The organism is Brenneria corticis (genome assembly GCF_003115855.1).
GTDB classification, from domain to species: Bacteria; Pseudomonadota; Gammaproteobacteria; order Enterobacterales; family Enterobacteriaceae; genus Brenneria; species Brenneria corticis.
This window is the reverse complement of the sequence record NZ_KZ819074.1, coordinates 299,417-316,845: the sequence shown is the minus strand read 5'-3', so window position 1 is coordinate 316,845 and position 17,429 is coordinate 299,417. Positions and strand designations below refer to the sequence as shown.

The 17,429-nt window shown below is 55.6% G+C and carries 15 protein-coding genes; 6 read left to right on the top strand and 9 right to left on the bottom strand.

What is annotated here, in order from left to right; translation table 11 throughout:
• Positions 1-35: 35 nt before the first annotated feature.
• The 5 genes from DDT56_RS06595 to aspA form a co-directional block, all read right to left on the bottom strand.
• Positions 36-611, bottom strand: a complete 576-nt coding sequence (locus DDT56_RS06595; RefSeq protein WP_136165673.1) for a transcriptional regulator — start codon at positions 609-611, stop codon at positions 36-38.
• A 43-nt stretch (positions 612-654) separates the two neighbouring features.
• Entirely contained in the window at positions 655-2,346 is a 1,692-nt protein-coding gene (locus DDT56_RS06590) for a protein-disulfide reductase DsbD (protein WP_136165672.1), read from the bottom strand.
• Positions 2,322-2,654 (bottom strand): divalent cation tolerance protein CutA, encoded by a 333-nt coding sequence (gene cutA, locus DDT56_RS06585; protein WP_136165671.1) that lies wholly within the window; start codon positions 2,652-2,654, stop codon positions 2,322-2,324. Before cutA ends, DDT56_RS06590 begins: the two co-directional genes overlap by 25 nt.
• 99 nt (positions 2,655-2,753) lie before the next feature.
• Entirely contained in the window at positions 2,754-4,055 is a 1,302-nt protein-coding gene (locus DDT56_RS06580) for an anaerobic C4-dicarboxylate transporter (protein ID WP_136165670.1), read from the bottom strand.
• 122 nt (positions 4,056-4,177) lie between these two features.
• Positions 4,178-5,617 (bottom strand): aspartate ammonia-lyase, encoded by a 1,440-nt coding sequence (gene aspA, locus DDT56_RS06575; RefSeq protein WP_136165669.1) that lies wholly within the window; start codon positions 5,615-5,617, stop codon positions 4,178-4,180.
• A gap of 383 nt (positions 5,618-6,000) precedes the next feature.
• Here aspA and DDT56_RS06570 point away from each other — a divergent pair, with 383 nt between their 5' ends.
• From DDT56_RS06570 to ubiA, 5 genes are all read left to right on the top strand, one after another.
• The gene (locus DDT56_RS06570; protein ID WP_136165668.1) at positions 6,001-6,474 is read left to right on the top strand and encodes an FxsA family protein; all 474 of its coding nucleotides are present in this window, start codon (positions 6,001-6,003) and stop codon (positions 6,472-6,474) included.
• A gap of 222 nt (positions 6,475-6,696) precedes the next feature.
• The gene (locus DDT56_RS06565; protein WP_009114523.1) at positions 6,697-6,990 is read left to right on the top strand and encodes a co-chaperone GroES; all 294 of its coding nucleotides are present in this window, start codon (positions 6,697-6,699) and stop codon (positions 6,988-6,990) included.
• Between the two features lie 47 nt (positions 6,991-7,037).
• Positions 7,038-8,690, top strand: coding sequence for a chaperonin GroEL (gene groL / locus DDT56_RS06560; protein ID WP_136165667.1), 1,653 nt, complete (start codon positions 7,038-7,040; stop codon positions 8,688-8,690).
• A gap of 309 nt (positions 8,691-8,999) precedes the next feature.
• Positions 9,000-9,521, top strand: coding sequence for a chorismate lyase (gene ubiC, locus DDT56_RS06555; RefSeq protein WP_136165695.1), 522 nt, complete (start codon positions 9,000-9,002; stop codon positions 9,519-9,521).
• A 24-nt stretch (positions 9,522-9,545) separates the two neighbouring features.
• Positions 9,546-10,409, top strand: coding sequence for a 4-hydroxybenzoate octaprenyltransferase (gene ubiA / locus DDT56_RS06550; RefSeq protein WP_136165666.1), 864 nt, complete (start codon positions 9,546-9,548; stop codon positions 10,407-10,409).
• 43 nt (positions 10,410-10,452) lie between these two features.
• On the opposite strand, the gene plsB is transcribed toward ubiA, so the two are convergent.
• A complete protein-coding gene (gene plsB / locus DDT56_RS06545) occupies positions 10,453-12,930 on the bottom strand; it encodes a glycerol-3-phosphate 1-O-acyltransferase PlsB (protein WP_136165665.1) in 2,478 nt (825 codons plus the stop codon).
• A gap of 136 nt (positions 12,931-13,066) precedes the next feature.
• Between plsB and DDT56_RS06540 the strand changes: the two genes are divergently transcribed.
• The gene (locus DDT56_RS06540) at positions 13,067-13,432 is read left to right on the top strand and encodes a diacylglycerol kinase (protein ID WP_136165664.1); all 366 of its coding nucleotides are present in this window, start codon (positions 13,067-13,069) and stop codon (positions 13,430-13,432) included.
• A gap of 75 nt (positions 13,433-13,507) precedes the next feature.
• Here the strand turns inward: DDT56_RS06540 and DDT56_RS06535 are convergent, their stop codons facing one another.
• The 3 genes from DDT56_RS06535 to citF are packed head-to-tail and all read right to left on the bottom strand — an operon-like array spanning position 13,508 to position 17,419.
• Positions 13,508-14,941 (bottom strand): anion permease, encoded by a 1,434-nt coding sequence (locus tag DDT56_RS06535; RefSeq protein WP_136165694.1) that lies wholly within the window; start codon positions 14,939-14,941, stop codon positions 13,508-13,510.
• Positions 14,942-14,959: 18 nt separating this feature from the next.
• A complete protein-coding gene (gene citG / locus DDT56_RS06530) occupies positions 14,960-15,886 on the bottom strand; it encodes a triphosphoribosyl-dephospho-CoA synthase CitG (RefSeq protein ID WP_136165663.1) in 927 nt (308 codons plus the stop codon).
• Positions 15,887-15,889: 3 nt separating this feature from the next.
• Positions 15,890-17,419 carry a citrate lyase subunit alpha gene (citF, locus tag DDT56_RS06525; protein WP_136165693.1) on the bottom strand — a complete coding sequence of 510 codons (1,530 nt, stop codon included), beginning with the start codon at positions 17,417-17,419 and terminating at the stop codon, positions 15,890-15,892.
• Between the last annotated feature and the right edge of the window lie 10 nt (positions 17,420-17,429).

The following is a 17,429-nucleotide window of genomic DNA, read 5'->3' as shown; positions in this document are numbered from 1 at the left end:
CAGCGTTCGGGGGGCGCCGCGCATTGCGTCGGATATCAGGTCAGGGCGCCATTTTTGCGGCAGAGTGAAAAGCGCAGTACGTCTTCGGCCAGCCGCCGTGCGGTGGCGATGCTGGAAGCCTGGCGCTTTACCAGCAGCCGGCTTAAGCAGCCCTCCAGAATAAGCTCCATCTGCTGCGCCACCATTTCCGGATCGTCCGTTTCCAATTCCTCCAGTAAATCGCGCGTATAGCGATAAGACTCCTGCTTTTGCTGTTCCGCAATCTGGTGAATGGGATGGTCAACGTCGGGGAAGAAGCTACAGGCGGCAATAAACAGGCAGCCAGGGTAACGCTGTTGTTTTACCGCATCATGCAGGACCTGATATCGCGCCAGAAGTTTTTGCTCAATGCTTTTCGTGTCGTCCAGCAGGAGCTGGCGCCGCCAGACGTCGACCTGCTGGCTGTGATGGCGCAGGCTGTCATAAAGCAGGGCTTCGCGGTCGGGCCAGAAAGGCAGGAGTTCCGCTACCGGAACATCCATTTTCTTCGCCAGCATCTCCAGCGTGGTCATTGCGAAACCGTGCTGCTCCAGCAGAGTGAGCGCATGTTCAAGAACCTCTTCCCGTTGCATTGGGTCTCCTCCAGAAGAGCGGTGGCCAGATAAATAGTGTCGTTTAAGGAGCGAACTTCTGCAAATGCGCGTGAAACTTCTGCGCGTCCATAAAACCGGTCACCCGCGAGCCGGGGATCTCTTTACCCTGCGCGTCAAAAAATAGAATCGTCGGCAACCCCAACACCTGCAGCCGTTGCAGCAGCGCATTCTGTTCCGCCCGGTTGGCGGTGACATCTGCCTGTAGTAACGACATGCGCGATAAATGACGTTGCACGTCGCTGTCGCTGAAGGTGTATTTTTCAAACTCTTTACAGGCCACGCACCAGTCAGCGTAAAGATCGAGCATGATGGGGCGATGACTCTCAGCCAGCGCCTTGTCCAGTCCGGCAATATCGGTTACCGGCATAAAATTGAGGGCGGAAGAGGCGCGTTGCCGTTCAGAGCCCGCGGGAGGGAATACCCACTCCTGCAACGGCCGGGCGGCGATTAACGCCCCCGCCAACAGCAGCAGTTGAACAACCCGCATTCCCCGTTTGCGGCTGCGCAAGCTCAGGGTAAACGCCCATCCGAAGAAAGCGACGCCGAGCAGGCTCCACAGCCTTATTCCCCAGCTTTCGCCCAGTATGCGCTCCAGCAAAAAGACGGGCAGCGCCAGAATGACGAAGCCGAACGCTTCTTTGACGTATTGCATCCACGGACCGCTGCGCGGCAACAGGCGGTTGCCGAACAGGGTGATCGCAATCAGCGGCAGCCCCATTCCTAAAGCATACAGATACAGCGTACCGCCCCCCGCCAGCAGATTGCCGCTTTGCGCAATATAAAGCAGGATCGCGCTGAGCGGCGCGGTGGTACAGGGGGAGCAAATCAGCCCCGCCAGCGCGCCCATGCTGAAAACGCCGGTCAGAGAACCGCTTTGCTGACGATTACTCCATTCCGCCAGTCTGGTTTGCACGGCGGACGGCAATTGCAGGGTATACAGACCGAACATCGCCAGCGCCAGCGCGATAAACAGCGCCGACAGGGCAATCAAGACGTAAGGATGTTGCAGCGCGGCCTGAAAACGCAGCCCGGCGGCGGCGACAATCAGCCCCAGCAGCGTGTAGGTCAGCGCCATGCCCTGTACGTAGGTCATCGATAGCCAAAAGGTGCGCCGGGGCGTCAGCGGCGCTTTTCTTCCGAGCACCAGGGCGGATATCAGCGGATACATCGGCAGTACGCAGGGGGTAAAGGCGACGCCAATGCCAATCAGCAGCGCCCACCAGGGCGAGAAGGGCAGCGGGTTGGGGACGGAATCAGCGGATGCGGTTGGGGAAATCTGCCGCAGCGGGATAACCCGGGTTTCCGGCGGATAGCAGAATCCGGCATCGGCGCAGCCCTGATAGGTGACGGTTACCGTGGCGTTTTCATGTGCCTGAACCAGTGGAATATCCAGCGCCAATTGCTGTTTAAAGATGAAAACCTCGCCGAAAAACTCGTCCCGATGACTGATGCCCGGCGGTAAGTCGACGTTGCCGAGAACGGCATTGTCGCTTTCCAGTTTGATCTGCTGGCGATAGAGATAATAGCCGGGCTGTATCTCCCAGCGTACGGTCAGTTGGTTTTCCCGCTGTTGGAAATCGAAGGCGAAAGCCCGATCGACGGGTAAAAACCGGTTACTGCCGACCGTGCTTTGAGCGAACGGCGCGGCCGTGGCGGCGATAGCGCCGCATGTTGCCCAAACCAGGATAATCAGCGTAAAGATGCGTCGAGCCATGTCAGATAATCGCTATCGCCGCCCAGTACCGGCAACACCAGCAGCTCCGGCGTCTGGTAAGGGTGGTGTTGTTTCAGGTGATCCAGCAGAGCCTGCTGATGTGAGGCGTCGCTCTTGATCAGCATCTGTACTTCAGATTGCTGCTCCAGCTTGCCTTCCCAATAATAAAGCGAGCGGGCGCCGGGAAGGAGAGTGACGCAGGCGGCGAGTCGGACCGCCAGCAATGAATCGGCAAGCCGTTGCGCGCAAGGCTCGTCAGGCGCGGTACAGAGTATGACGACGGCGTCGCAGGCTGGGCTGTCGGACATCGCGGCCTCGGTTTCAGGTGAACATGCGGACACTATACCTTGCTTTACGGCATGAGGGGAATGATGCGGATCGGCGCAGTTGGCCGATCCGCGTGCGGGTTACAGCAGAATATTTCCGAGAATAAAGCCGAAAGTCACCGATAGCGCAATGGCCAGCACGCCAGGGATCAGAAATGAATGGTTAAAGACATATTTGCCGATGCGCGTTGAACCGGTATCGTCCATTTCAACGGCGGCCAGCAGCGTAGGATAAGTCGGCAAGACAAACAGCGCCGAGACCGCGGCGAAAGAGGCGACCGCAGTAACCGGAGAGACGCCAAGCAGCAGGGCTGCGGGCATCAATGCCTTTGCCGTCGCGGCCTGGGAGTAAAGCAGGGTTGCGGCGAAGAACAGCACCACGGCGAGCATCCACGGATAGTTCTGCAACAGCGCGCCCGCCGTTTCCTGAATATCGGAAATATGGGATTTAACAAACGTATCGCCCAGCCAGGCGACGCCCATGACGCAAACACATGCGCTCATGCCCGATTTAAAGGTGCTGGCGGAGAGGATCCGCGTCGTGTCTATCTTGCAGGTAATGCAAATCAAGGTCGCGACGGTCAGCATAAACACCACGATGGCTTCGTTACGCGGTAAAACCGGGTTCTGGATCAGGCCAACCGTGTCGCTGATGGCGGTGGCATACAGCACCACGGCGACGATGCCAAACAGAAACAACGCCACCGAACGTCCGGCGCCGGGTTTGCTTTCCAGTTTGCTGACGCCGCGTAGCACGGTTTCGCCTTTTTTCAGGCGTTCCTGATACACTTCGTCATGTTTAAGATCTTTTCCCAGAAAGTTACTGACGATAGCGGTCAGCAAAACGGCGGTCAGCGTCGTGGGGATACAGATACCCAGCAACATCAGATAGCTGACGCCCACGGGTTCCAGGATCCCCGCAACAAATACCACCGCGGCCGAAATGGGGGAAGCGGTGATGGCGATCTGTGAGGCCACTACGGCAATCGACAACGGGCGGGAAGGGCGGATGCCCTGCTCTTTGGCGACTTCGGCAATCACCGGCAGGGTAGAGAAGGCGGTGTGGCCGGTTCCCGCCAGGATGGTCATGAAATAGGTGACCAGCGGCGCCAGAAAAGTCACGTATTTGGGCTGCCGGCGCAGTAATTTTTCGGCCAGACCGACCAGATAATCCATCCCGCCGGCTACCTGCATGGCGGCAATTGCCGCGATAACCGCCATGATGATTTCAATCACGTCAAAGGGAATAACGCCGGGTTTTATCTGTAGCCCAAGGGTAAGAACTAGCACGCCCAGACCGCCGGCAAAACCGATGCCGATGCCTCCCAGTCGTGCCCCGAGATAGATGGCCAGTAGAACAATAAGCAGTTCCAGGGTAATCATGAAAGATGCTCCTTTTATGTAGGGTATTTTATATAAGTTTTTCTTATTGCTATGTAAAACATAAAACAAAGGCACGCAGCTCTTTGGGAACAGACGTGCCTGGTATGGATTAGGCGATGCTTTTAGGGCAGATCGTTCTCGTCGGTGTAGCGTTTGGCTTTGTACGCCGGGTGCATCAGGTTCTGAGTAGAGAAAATATCATCCAGTTCAGACTCGGTGAGCAGACCGCGCTCCAGCACCACTTCACGTACGCTTTTCCCGGTTTCCGCACAGATTTTGCCGACGATATCGCCGTTATGGTGGCCGATAAAGGGATTAAGGTAAGTGACGATGCCAATGGAATTAAACACATACGCTTCGCAGACTTCTTTATTGGCGGTAATGCCGTTGACGCATTTTTCCAGCAGGTTGTAGCAGGCGTTGGTCAGAATATGGGTCGACTCGAACATCGCCTGCCCGATAACCGGCTCCATCACGTTCAGCTGCAGCTGGCCGGCTTCGGAAGCCATGGTGACGCAGGTATCGTTGCCGATAACCTTGAAACACACCTGATTGACCACTTCCGGCACCACCGGGTTGACCTTGGCCGGCATGATTGACGAGCCGGCCTGCAGCTCCGGCAGGTTGATTTCGTTCAGGCCGGCGCGCGGCCCGGATGAAAGCAGGCGCAGGTCGTTACAGATTTTCGACAATTTAACCGCCAGGCGCTTAAGCGAACTGTGAACCATCACGTAAGCGCCGCAGTCGGACGTGGCCTCAATCAGGTCTTCGGCCGGAATACACGGCAGGCCGCTGACCTGCGCCAGATACTGTACCGCCAGTTGCTGATAGCCGTCCGGGGTGTTCAGCCTGGTACCGATCGCCGTCGCCCCCAGGTTGACTTCCAATAACAATTCGGCGGTACGCAGCAGGTTTTTGTTTTCTTCTTTCAGTAACACGTTGAAGGCGTGGAACTCTTGTCCCAACGTCATGGGAACCGCATCCTGCAGCTGGGTGCGCCCCATTTTCAATACGTCGGCAAATTCCTGGGCTTTGCGTTCGAAGCCGTCGCCAAGCAGCGTCAGCGCATCAATCAATTTCAGAATCGCGGCGTAAACGGCGATACGGAATCCGGTGGGGTAGGCGTCGTTGGTCGATTGGCATTTGTTCAGATGATCGTTCGGATTCAGGTACTGGTATTCGCCTTTCCGATGTCCCATCAATTCCAGGCCGATATTAGCCAGCACCTCGTTGGTATTCATGTTTACCGAGGTGCCCGCGCCGCCTTGATAGACATCAATCGGGAATTGATCCATGCATTTGCCGTTATTCAACACCTCATCGCAGGCCTGGATAATGACATCGGCAATTTTCCGCGGGATGGTTTGCAGCTCTTTGTTCGCCAGCGCAGCAGCCTTCTTAACCATTACCATGCCGCGCACAAATTCCGGGATATCGCTGATTTTGCTGTTGCTGATGTAAAAGTTTTCAATGGCCCGTAGAGTATGCACGCCGTAATAAGCCTCTGCGGGAACTTCTTTAGTACCTAACAGGTCTTCTTCAATACGAACATTATCTGACATGATAGCCTTCTATTATTCTGCTGCTGACCAGCGCCAAAGTGAAATGGTTATACGATCACAGGCAACGGTCGCAGAATGTTTAACCATAACCGCATCCGTTGTCATTATGATGTTCTGCAAGTGGAAAAAATAGTAGCCTGGATCACTATCCGTCTCGTCGTTTGAACTTAGTCAAACGAACTGTGATAGTCATCACGCGTAACTATTTTAAGATAATAAATGGTCCTGCCATAGCTTGAAAATAGTCAATCGCGCTACCATCTCGGTAGATTATAATGTGCAGTGCGGTGCTGCCTGGTCATATTTGTTTTCAATAACATAATTTGTTTACAACAACCGCGTTTGTTTTTAACAGCATGCGTTTTCAAAAACAGGAGAGTCGGGTGCGCTGGTTACCGTTGCTATTAATTTTTCTTTTCGTTTACATAGAGATATCGCTGTTTATTCAGGTGGCGGAGGTACTCGGCGTAGCGATGACCCTGTTGCTGGTGATCTTTACTTCTTGCGTCGGCGTGTCGCTGGTGCGTAACCAGGGCATGAAAACCATCGTCCAGATGCAGCAGAAAATGGCCTTGGGTGAAAGTCCGGCCGCCGAGATGGTCAAAAGCGTGTCGCTGGTGCTGGCGGGCTTTCTGCTGCTGATCCCGGGCTTCTTTACCGATTTCCTCGGGCTGCTGCTGTTGCTGCCGCCGGTACAAAAGCGGTTAACCCTGAGGCTGATGCCCCACTTGCACATTTGGCGTTCCGGCCCCGGCGCTCCTCCTTCCTCCGACGGCAATACTTTTGAAGGCGAATACCAGCGTAAAGACGACGGTCGTAGAAATATTGAGCAGCGGGATGAAAAAGACGATCGCTGATCGTGGCGATGAATCGAAGAATAAACAAGGATTATCGTATTGATAATCCTTGTTTTTTTATTTGTTGATAACAAAAAAACGCTACTTAACGCAAAAAAAATAAATTTCCTCCCTTGAAGGGATAGGAAACGCCCCCACTTAGAACACCACAAGGCCGGATATGAGGGCATATCCGGCGTTTATCCCAAAACTGATATGGACTTTCTCAAAGGAGAGCTATCAATGAAAATTCGTCCATTGCATGACCGCGTGATCGTCAAGCGCAAAGAAGTTGAGTCCAAATCTGCTGGCGGCATCGTTCTGACCGGCTCCGCCGCAGGTAAATCTACCCGTGGCGAAGTACTGGCCATCGGCCATGGCCGCATCCTGGAAAACGGCGAAGTGAAACCGCTGGATGTGAAAGTAGGCGACATCGTTATTTTCAATGATGGCTACGGCGTGAAAGCAGAGAAGATCGACAACGATGAAGTGTTGATTATGTCCGAAAGCGACATTCTGGCAATTGTTGAAGCGTAATTGCGCGTAACTCATCTGAACTGAACGAATTTAAGGGAAATACACCAATGGCAGCTAAAGACGTAAAATTCGGTAATGACGCTCGCGTAAAAATGCTGCGCGGCGTAAATGTACTGGCTGATGCAGTGAAGGTTACCCTGGGCCCGAAAGGCCGCAACGTTGTGTTGGATAAATCCTTCGGTGCACCCACTATTACTAAAGACGGCGTGTCCGTTGCGCGTGAAATCGAACTGGAAGACAAGTTCGAAAACATGGGCGCGCAGATGGTGAAAGAAGTTGCCTCCAAAGCGAACGACGCGGCCGGCGACGGCACCACCACCGCCACCGTACTGGCTCAGTCGATCATCACTGAAGGCCTGAAAGCGGTTGCCGCGGGCATGAACCCGATGGATTTGAAACGCGGTATCGATAAAGCCGTTATCGCCGCCGTTGAAGAGCTGAAAAAGCAATCCGTACCCTGTTCGGATTCCAAAGCCATCGCTCAGGTGGGCACCATCTCCGCCAACTCCGACGAAACCGTGGGCAAACTGATTGCTCAGGCGATGGAGAAAGTGGGTAAAGAAGGCGTTATCACCGTTGAAGAAGGTTCCGGTCTGCAGGACGAACTGGACGTGGTTGAAGGTATGCAGTTTGACCGCGGCTACCTGTCCCCTTACTTCATCAACAAACCTGAAACCGGCTCCGTTGAGCTGGAAAGCCCGTTCATCCTGCTGGCTGACAAGAAAATCTCCAACATCCGCGAAATGCTGCCGGTGCTGGAAGCGGTAGCCAAAGCCGGCAAGCCGCTGCTGATCGTGGCGGAAGACGTTGAAGGCGAAGCGCTGGCGACGCTGGTGGTCAACACCATGCGCGGCATCGTGAAAGTGGCCGCGGTTAAAGCGCCTGGCTTCGGCGACCGCCGTAAAGCCATGCTGCAGGATATCGCTATCCTGACCGGCGGTACCGTTATCTCTGAAGAGATCGGTCTGGAGCTGGAAAAAACCACGCTGGAAGATCTGGGTCAGGCAAAACGCGTTGTCATCAACAAAGATACCACCATCATCATCGATGGCGTGGGTGACGAAGGCGCCATTCAGGGCCGTGTTACTCAGATCCGCCAGCAGATTGAAGATGCGACGTCCGACTACGACAAAGAAAAACTGCAGGAGCGCGTGGCTAAACTGGCAGGCGGCGTAGCCGTTATCAAAGTTGGCGCGGCGACTGAAGTTGAAATGAAAGAGAAGAAAGCTCGCGTTGAAGACGCCCTGCACGCTACCCGCGCCGCAGTGGAAGAAGGCGTGGTCGCCGGCGGCGGCGTGGCGCTGATTCGTGCCGCTTCCTCTATCACCGCGGCCGGTCTGAAAGGCGACAACGAAGACCAGAACGTGGGCATCAAGGTTGCGCTGCGCGCCATGGAGTCTCCGCTGCGTCAGATCGTGGTCAATGCCGGTGAAGAAGCCTCGGTGATCGCCAACAACGTTAAAGCCGGCGAAGGCAGCTACGGCTATAACGCCTACACCGAAGAGTACGGCGATATGATCGGCATGGGTATCCTGGATCCGACCAAAGTGACCCGTTCCGCTCTGCAATACGCCGCATCTATCGCCGGCCTGATGATCACCACCGAATGTATGGTGACCGACCTGCCGAAAGAAGATAAAGCCGATTTAGGCGCTGCCGGCGGTATGGGCGGCATGGGTGGTATGGGCGGCATGATGTAATACCGCGTCGCCGCCATGGGCTGATGTTCCGTGGCGGATTGACCGGGTTTACCGTCATTTCTCCCGCAAAAGGCACCGTCCGGCTGATTATCGCCGGCCGGTGCCTTTTCTATTTGCTTACCCGCCAGCCTCCGATTATTTTGCCGATCGCCATGCCGTTTCGTGACGCCTTTCCCTCTGCGGATAATTGCAAAAATGTTACCGTATCAGGTATCAATTGGTTTAGAGCGTGTTATCGGGGCGCTATTCTGCGCTACAATATGAGACGTTTACTTTATTCACCAAGCAACCCTGAGTGGAGTAGGGATGATGTCCGATAATGCGCAAATTTCCCTGCGCGCTGTTGAATGGTTTAGCGAACAGCCCGCAATGATGCCTGCGCATATCGAGGGCTGGCTGATGGAAACCGCGTCAATGACGCAGCGCCTCGACGGCTATTGCGATCGCCTGACGGTGACCGTCCGCAATGAGCGTTTTATCCCTCCGCAGGCGTTGCATGACGAACGCGCGCATCTGCCCGTCAGTGAGCGTTATTGGCTGCGTGAAGTCGTGCTCTATGGCGACGGGTGTCCCTGGCTGTTTGGCCGCACCCTGATACCCCAACAAACGCTGGACGGTGCAGGCGCCGCGCTGATGAACATCGGCAACGTACCGCTGGGGCGCTACCTGTTTCAGCATGATGCCCTGACGCGTGACTATATCCATACCGGACGCGGCGAAGATTTATGGGCGCGCCGTTCCCGTTTGCGTCTTTCCGGTCATCCATTGTTGTTGACCGAGCTGTTTTTACCACAGGCGCCGCTTTATTTTACGGATAGCCGTGAAGGCTAGCCGGCAATTTAGGAGATTAATCCGTTGGAAAGAAGTGTAACCGCGGGGAAGTGGCTGGCTTACTGTCGGTTGATGCGTATTGATAAGCCGATAGGCTCTCTGCTGCTGCTATGGCCGACGTTATGGGCGCTATGGCTGGCCGGGCGGGGAACGCCTGAACCGTGGACATTGCTGGTTTTCGTCGCCGGCGTCTTTTTAATGCGGGCGGCGGGCTGCGTCATCAATGATTATGCCGACCGCCATTTCGACGGGCACGTAAAGCGCACGGCCTCGCGCCCGCTGCCCAGCGGCATGGTCAGCGAGCAGTCGGCCAAGGTGCTGTTTGTGGTGCTGGTGCTGCTGGCGTTCAGCCTGGTGCTGACGTTGAACATGATGGCCATCTGGCTTTCCGTCGCCGCGCTGGCGCTGGCGTGGATCTACCCGTTTATGAAGCGCGTCAGCCACCTGCCACAGTTTGTTCTGGGGGCGGCGTTCGGCTGGTCGATACCGATGGCCTACGCCGCGGTGAGCGAGTCCCTGCCCGCAACCTGCTGGATGATGTTTCTGGCTTATGTCTGCTGGACGGTGGCTTACGACACCCAGTACGCGATGGTGGATCGCGACGATGACCTCAAGATCGGCATCAAATCCACCGCCATCCTATTCGGCCGTTTTGACACTTTGATTATCGGTCTGCTGCAGCTCTTCATGCTGCTGCTGCTGGCGGCGTTGGGGTATATGGAGGCGCTGGGGCCGGTATTCTATCTGGCGCTGCTGGTCGCCGCCGCGCTGTTTGTTTACCAGCAGAAGCTGATTGCCGGACGCGAGCGGGACGCCTGTTTCCGGGCCTTCAAAAATAATAACTATGTTGGCATGGCGCTGTTTGTCGGCGTGTTGTGCGGTCTGTAAATGGAAAGAAAGGCGGCGAAAGCGCCGCCTTTCTTTTTAGGCATTACGCCGCGGGAGAACGCTCTTCGCTTGTCGGCTTTTCGCTATCGGCCAGCGCCAGCGTCGGCGAACTGGCGCTCTCGATGGTCAACCTGACTTCCGGGGTGATTAAATCGCCCAGGATATTGTAGATCTCCAGAATATCCCGCTGAGCCGCCTCGCTGCTGTCCGTGATGTAGCCTTCGCTGCGCAAGGTGGCGACCAGGGTGGAAAACACCGCTTTGTCGAAAAACTCAGGCGCGTTGATGCCGTGCAGAACCGACAGCCGCTGCGCCATATTGCGGCTCTCTTTTTCCAGCGCTCCGCGATTGATGCCCGGATTGGCTCCCAGCAATGACAGCGTAATGGCATAGCGCTGCAAGGTTTCACGCACCCCGGCCGCTAACAGCTGTAGCGTACGGATGCGCGCGGGGTTGATAAGCAACTCGTCCTCTTTGGCGTTCAGCAGCTGTTGCCGCGTCAGTTCCGCCGTCAGAGCGGACAACACCTCCGGCAGCGCTTCCTGGCTGTAATGCAGGAACAGCTCCGCCTGAAGCAGGGGATAAACCAGCGTAATCTGGCGGATCAGTTCGCTCAGGGTAATGCGGCGATGGTGGATCGCCATACTGGCGATAAGCGAAGGCAGGATCAGCAGATGCTGAATATTATTGCGGTAATAGGTCATCAGCACCGCCTGTTCCCGCGGCAGAATAATGATGTCGCCGATATTGTCTTTCTCGACTTCAAATTTATCCATGCTCAACGCGTGTTCCAGCAAGGCATCCGGCGTCTTTTTCGGTACGGTGATGTCTTTATGGTAAGGAACGTTGCGCAGCAGTTGCAGATAGCAGTCCAGCTGTTCGTGCATTTGCTCGCGGGTAAGGGAGCGCTGGCGAGACGCCAGTAGCGCCGTTGAACAGAGGTTCATGGCATTGGCGGCGGCGGCGTTGTTGATGCGCACCATGATATCCATCGCGATATCCTGCACCGTCGGCGATAACCAGCTTGGGCGCTGGGCTTCAATCGGGTCGATGGCATCGCGCCATTGCGGCACGTGCTGATTCAGATAGGCGGTCAACGGCAGCGGATCGCCGAAGTTCACATAGCCCAGTCCGAGGTTACGCAGCTTACGCAGGCCGCGCACCATCTGCATAAAGCCTTCTTTCTCTTTCGTCGCGCCGCGCAGCTCTTTCGCATAGGTGCCGACTTCCATAACATGCTCATAGCCCACATAAATGGGCACCAGCGTAATGGGGCGCGTGCCGCCGCGCAGCATGGCCTGGATGGTCATGGCCAGCGTACCGGTTTTCGGTTCCAGCAGCCGTCCGGTGCGCGAGCGTCCGCCTTCGACGAAATATTCGACGGAGTAGCCGCGGGCAAACAGCTCGCCCAGATATTCGCGGAAAATGGTGGAGTACAGCTTATTGCCTTTGAACGTGCGGCGAATAAAGAAGGCTCCCAGCTTGCGGAAGATCGGACCGGCAGGCCAGAAATTGAGATTGATCCCCGCGGCGATGTGCGGCGGAACCAGCCCCTGATGATAGAGCACGTAGGAAAGCAGCAGATAATCCATATGGCTGCGGTGGCAGGGCACATAAACGATTTCATGCCCGTCCTGCGCCAGTTGGCGCACGCGTTCGGCGTTATGGACGTTAATACCCTGATAGAGGCGGTTCCAGGTCCAGCTTAATACGCGATCCGATAAACGCACGGCTTCATAGGAAAAGTCGGCGGCGATCTCTTCCAGCAGGGCAATGGCGTTTTGCTGCGCCCGCTCGTGGGATAGCTTCTTGCTGCGCGCCTCGTCATCAATGGCTTTTTTGATCGCTTTGGAGTTAAGCAGCTTATTAAACAGTTCCTGACGCACCGGAAGGCGCGGGCCCACCGCGGCCAGACGCTGGCGTGAGAAGTGCATGCGGGCGACGCGGGCGAGCTTGTGGGCAATGGTTTTATCCGTGCCGTGCTCGGTCGCCATATAGCGCAATGACACCGGACTGGAGAAACGGACAAAACTGTCCCGCCCCAGCCACAGTACGGCGAAGAATTTCTCGATACCGTTAAGCAGCCGCAAATGCGGCGTCGCCGGACTCTGCCCTTCGCGGCCGGGAGAGCGGCCGAACATCACCGATACCGGCACCATCTGCACGTCCAGTTCGGGATTGCTCTGGTGCAGGTCCAGATAGTCGTGAAACAGTTTTACCGATTTCTGTTTCGGAACGTAGTAGCGGAAAACCCGCGGCCCGTCATTAATGAAAACATGGCTGGGTAGCCGCACGCCGCCGATATCCACCGGTTGTAGCGGATCCGGCAGACCTAACGCCTGACATTTCGCCTTTAGCGTCAGTAAATCCGCCTGCGAATTGTAAGGCAACACATAGAGAACCGGGCGCGAGGGATCCAACCCCAGTTCAGCCACGGGGTCTGTGGGTATGACCTTACTTTTCACTAACAGTTTGAGTGGGAAATTCAGTAAGTTATAGTAAATTTTACGCCAACCTGACATAACAACTTGAAGCCTCTTGTTAGCAATGCGTCGCAAGGATACCAGAAACTGCGCTGGAGATCTGTTGTGATGAGACAACGGTTGCGCGTTAAAATGCGGCCGATCGTTGATAAATAATTAAATAATCGGAGAAGGAATGAATAAGGCAACGGGGATGACCCGGATAATCAAGGCAGCCGGCTATTCCCTGCAGGGATTGAAGCAGGCATGGCGACATGAGGCGGCGTTCCGTCAGGAAACCTGGCTGACGGTTGTCGGGACGATCGTCGCCTGTCTGCTGCCGGTTACCCTGGTTGAGAAACTGCTGCTTATCGGCTCGGTGGTATTGATCGTGATCGTTGAGCTGGCTAACAGCGCGATTGAAGCGGTGGTCGATCGTATCGGCCTTGAGCGTCATGAGCTATCCGGCCGGGCAAAGGACATGGGCTCGGCCGCGGTGCTGGTCGCCATTCTGTTGGCCGCGGTGGTGTGGGGCAGCATCCTGTTTGAGCATTATGTTTGATTGACGTTTTATTTTTGCGATGGCGGGCGGTCTTTCCCGCCATGCAATGCATTCGTTACTCCCACAGGTGAGTCGTCATAACCAATTCATGTCGATGAGCTGACTCCACCACCAGATGCCAAGCGTCATCTGCACCAGATAGGTCAGCAATGTGATGACCAGCCCGACAATCCACCAGGATTTGACGTCGTTGTATCCCAGGCCAAAAATCACCGGGCCTGCCGCCCCGCCATAGTGGGTGACGCAGCCGCCGTAGGAGTTTGCGAACAGCAGCGCCAGCGCGGTGAGCATGATTGGCGCGCCGGAGACGTTCGCCAGCATGGCGAACACGGGAACCATGGCGACCACATAAGCACTGCCGGACGCGAAGAAATAACGCACGATGATACTGAGGAAAATGATTACCAGCAGCGCGATATTGCCGTGATCGCCAAAAAACAGATTGTTTTGCAACACGGCGGCAAGCCAGGCGAAGAAGCCGGTTTTAGACAGTAAAGAACTGAGGCTGATAATGCCGCCAAACCAGATTAACGTATTCCAGCCGCCTTTGTTTTTGATGACGTCATCCCAGGTGACAATCCCCAAGATCAACATCAGCCCCATGACGATGATGGCGACCGTCGCGGCGTTCAGACCAATATGTCCGCCAAAAATCCATCCCAACAGCGCGAATACAAATAGTGACAGCAACATTTTCTCGGATAGCTTCATCGGCCCGAGCTCCTGTAACCCGGCGGCGGCAATGGGTTTGTTATCGATTTTTTTCAATTCAGGGGGATACATTTTATAGATAATGAAAGGGATCAGTAACAGCATGGTCATTCCCGGCACCAGCGATGCCAGCGCCCAGCCCCCCCAGCTCAGTTGGATATGCATAATATCCTGCACCAACTGGAGGGCGAGAATATTGGCCGCCATGGCGGTAAAGAACAGGTAGCTGGTGGTCTTGGTCACCATATAGACATTCATCATCAGGTAGTGGCCGATACGGCGCGGCGATGTCTCCGGTTCCGATTCCAGAGCGACCGCCACGCTGTTGATGATTGGCAGGACAATACCTCCGGCGCGGGCGGTGTTTGACGGGGTGGCCGGTGACAGAATCAGATCGAGAAAAACGGTGACATAGCCCAATCCCAGTGAGGTATTCCCTATTTTGCCAATCAACAGATAGGCTATACGCTTGCCCAACCCGGTGATGACAAAGGCGGCGCTGAGCGTGAAGGCCGAAAAAACCAGCCAGGTGGTGCCGGAAGCGTAGCCACTCAGTACCGCTGACATTTTGACCGTATCGCCGCCCAGGTTATCGACCACCACCATGGACGTGGCGATGGCAATCAGCAGAATGACCGGTTCAGGAAAGGGTTTTAGCACCAGGCCGGCAATGGCTCCCAGATAAATGCCGGCCAGAATCCAGGATAGCTCGGTGAGCCCCTCCGGATAGGGGAAACACAGTGTTATAAGCGGAAAAACGACTACGGCCGCTATTTTATACAACCGCTTTTTTGGCATATCCATAATAAAGTTCCTTTAGAGGAATAGGTTTGCCGGCGTAGTGAGTTGTGCCAGAAACCAGGTTGCGATCAGCAGGTCGGCACTGCCGCCGGGACTGAGGTTGCGTTGGATGCATGCAGTGTCGAATTGATGGATCTTCTTGAGATCGGAATGCTGGCGGATGCCGCCTTGGGATTGAATCGCGGCGGCCTGTTGCTGTATCCACCGCAGTGAGGATTGCCCGCCGCGTGATGCGATATTGGTGTCGTCATTGTGGGCGATAAGCAATATCAGGGTATCGAGCAGCGCCAACTCGGGATCGGTTCCCTGTTGCAGACGGAGACGGTAGTGGGGCAGCGCCAAGCGGATAACGAGTGGGTAGCCCGCTTCGGCTGCACCGCGCGCGCCGGTTAACCCCAGTTGCCGGAACAGCCGTTCTCCTGCCGTTTGCGGTAAATTGCGGGTTTCCAGTTCACGCGCCACCAACCCCGGACAAAATGAGGCAACGGTCCGGCATAGCCGCTCCGGCGTTATCGGCTGTTGCTGATGTAATAGCCTCCCCAGCGCCGTGAACAGCAGGCCGAGGATGAAAATAGTGCCCTTGTGAGTATTTACTCCGGCGGTAGCGCGCAGCATATGTGCTTCACAGGCCATCCCCAGCGGACGAATACCGGATAGAACCTGCGTTGGCGGTAGTGAAGCGCTGCACAAACCAAATTCCAGAAAATAGGGGAGCCACTGGCGAATCGCGAACGCGCTTCGATGAAAATCGAGCAGCGACATATCCTTGTGAGCCCCGCAATTGTGGCGATCAACCAGCCCGGGTTTCGGCGTCAGGTTTACTTCCGTCAGCATCGCGCGCCAGGCAAGAACGCTGTAAGGTTCCACCCGTAGTATTGATGCGATATCAGCGGTACCAGAAACGATATGGCTAGTGGCCAAATGAGGGGTGATTGGCGTCATCGTTTATTCCTTTACCTGATGAACCACATCGATCGCTGAGCCATCGCGATACCGCACAACGGCGATAATCTTGTCGGTAAATTCGATCGGTTGAGGTTGACCGGTCAGCAGGCGGGCGCGCTGGTGGAGCCAGTCAATGGAGACGACGTTTAACCCGGCCTGGATAAGACGTTCGGCGAGTTCCGCACGCGCCGGATTGACGGCGATACCGTGATCGGTAACCAGGATATCGATGCTGGATCCCGGCGTGACGCAGGTGAGAACCTGATCAACCAGCGTAGGGATACGGCCGCGTACCAGCGGTGCGACAATGATCGATAAGGCTGCGGCGATCGCGGTATCGCAATGACCGCCGGATGCGCCGCGCAGTACGCCGTCAGAGCCGGTCAATACGTTGACGTTGAACTGGGTATCCACCTCCAGAGCGCTGAGGACCACAATATCGAGCCGATCCACTGCCGCCCCCTTGGAACCCCAGTTGGCGTATTGGTTGACGCTGATCTCGATATGGTTGGGGTTATGCGCCAATGATTCGGCGGCAAAGCGATCAAAACTCTGCACATCAAGAAGTTTTTTAATCAATCCTTTCTCATGCAGATCAACGATTGTGGAGGTAATGCCGCCCAGCGCGAAACCGGCGTGAACATTGCGGCGGCGCATTTTATCTTCCAGAAAACGGGTAACGGCCAGTGATGCGCCGCCGGTACCGGTTTGTAGTGAAAATCCGGCGTTGAAATAGCCCGAGTTGACGATCACGTCGGCCGCCGAGCGGGCAATGAGTAACTCACGGGGATTGGAGGTCATTCTGGTCGCATCTGCGCCAATCTTGTCGGGATCCCCGACCTGGTCGATTTGTACGATCAGATCGACCTGATCCTGCATAATGCTCGCCGGGTTATGGGGGTAGGGCAGAATCTGTTCGGTGAGCAGTACCACGCAGTCGGCGTTTTCCGCATCGGCCTGGGCATAACCGAGTGAGCCGCAGCAGGCCCTGCCCGTATAGCCGTTGGCATTCCCCTCGCTGTCACAGGCGGGGACGCCGAGGAAAGCGACATCAATGTGCAATTCGCCGCTATTGATTAAATGCACCCGCCCGCCATGGGAATGAATCTGTACCGGTTCGGCCAACAGCCCGCGGGAGATCTGCTCTGCCAGCGCCCCACGCAGGCCGGAGGTATAGATTTTGCTCACTACGCCGTTGCGAATATGTTCAATTAACGGCGCATGGCAATCATTCAGCGAACTGGAGGCCAGCGTGAGGTTTTTGAAACCCATTTGCGCGATGCCGGACATCACCTGATTGAGCGTCAGATCGCCGCCGCGAAACGCGTGATGAAATGAGACTGTCATACCATCGCGTAAACCGGAACGCCGAATGGCATCATTTAATTCGTCGCACAATTTTCTATCATGGCGCCTTTGTGCCCGATATGCGTTTTTGTCACTCTCCTGAAAGGTTTTCAGTGGTTGGTCTGCCTGAGAGCCAAAGGCGGCGACATGCTGTTGCCGCAGGGAATTCCGTTGCTGAGTCATCATTGTTTTA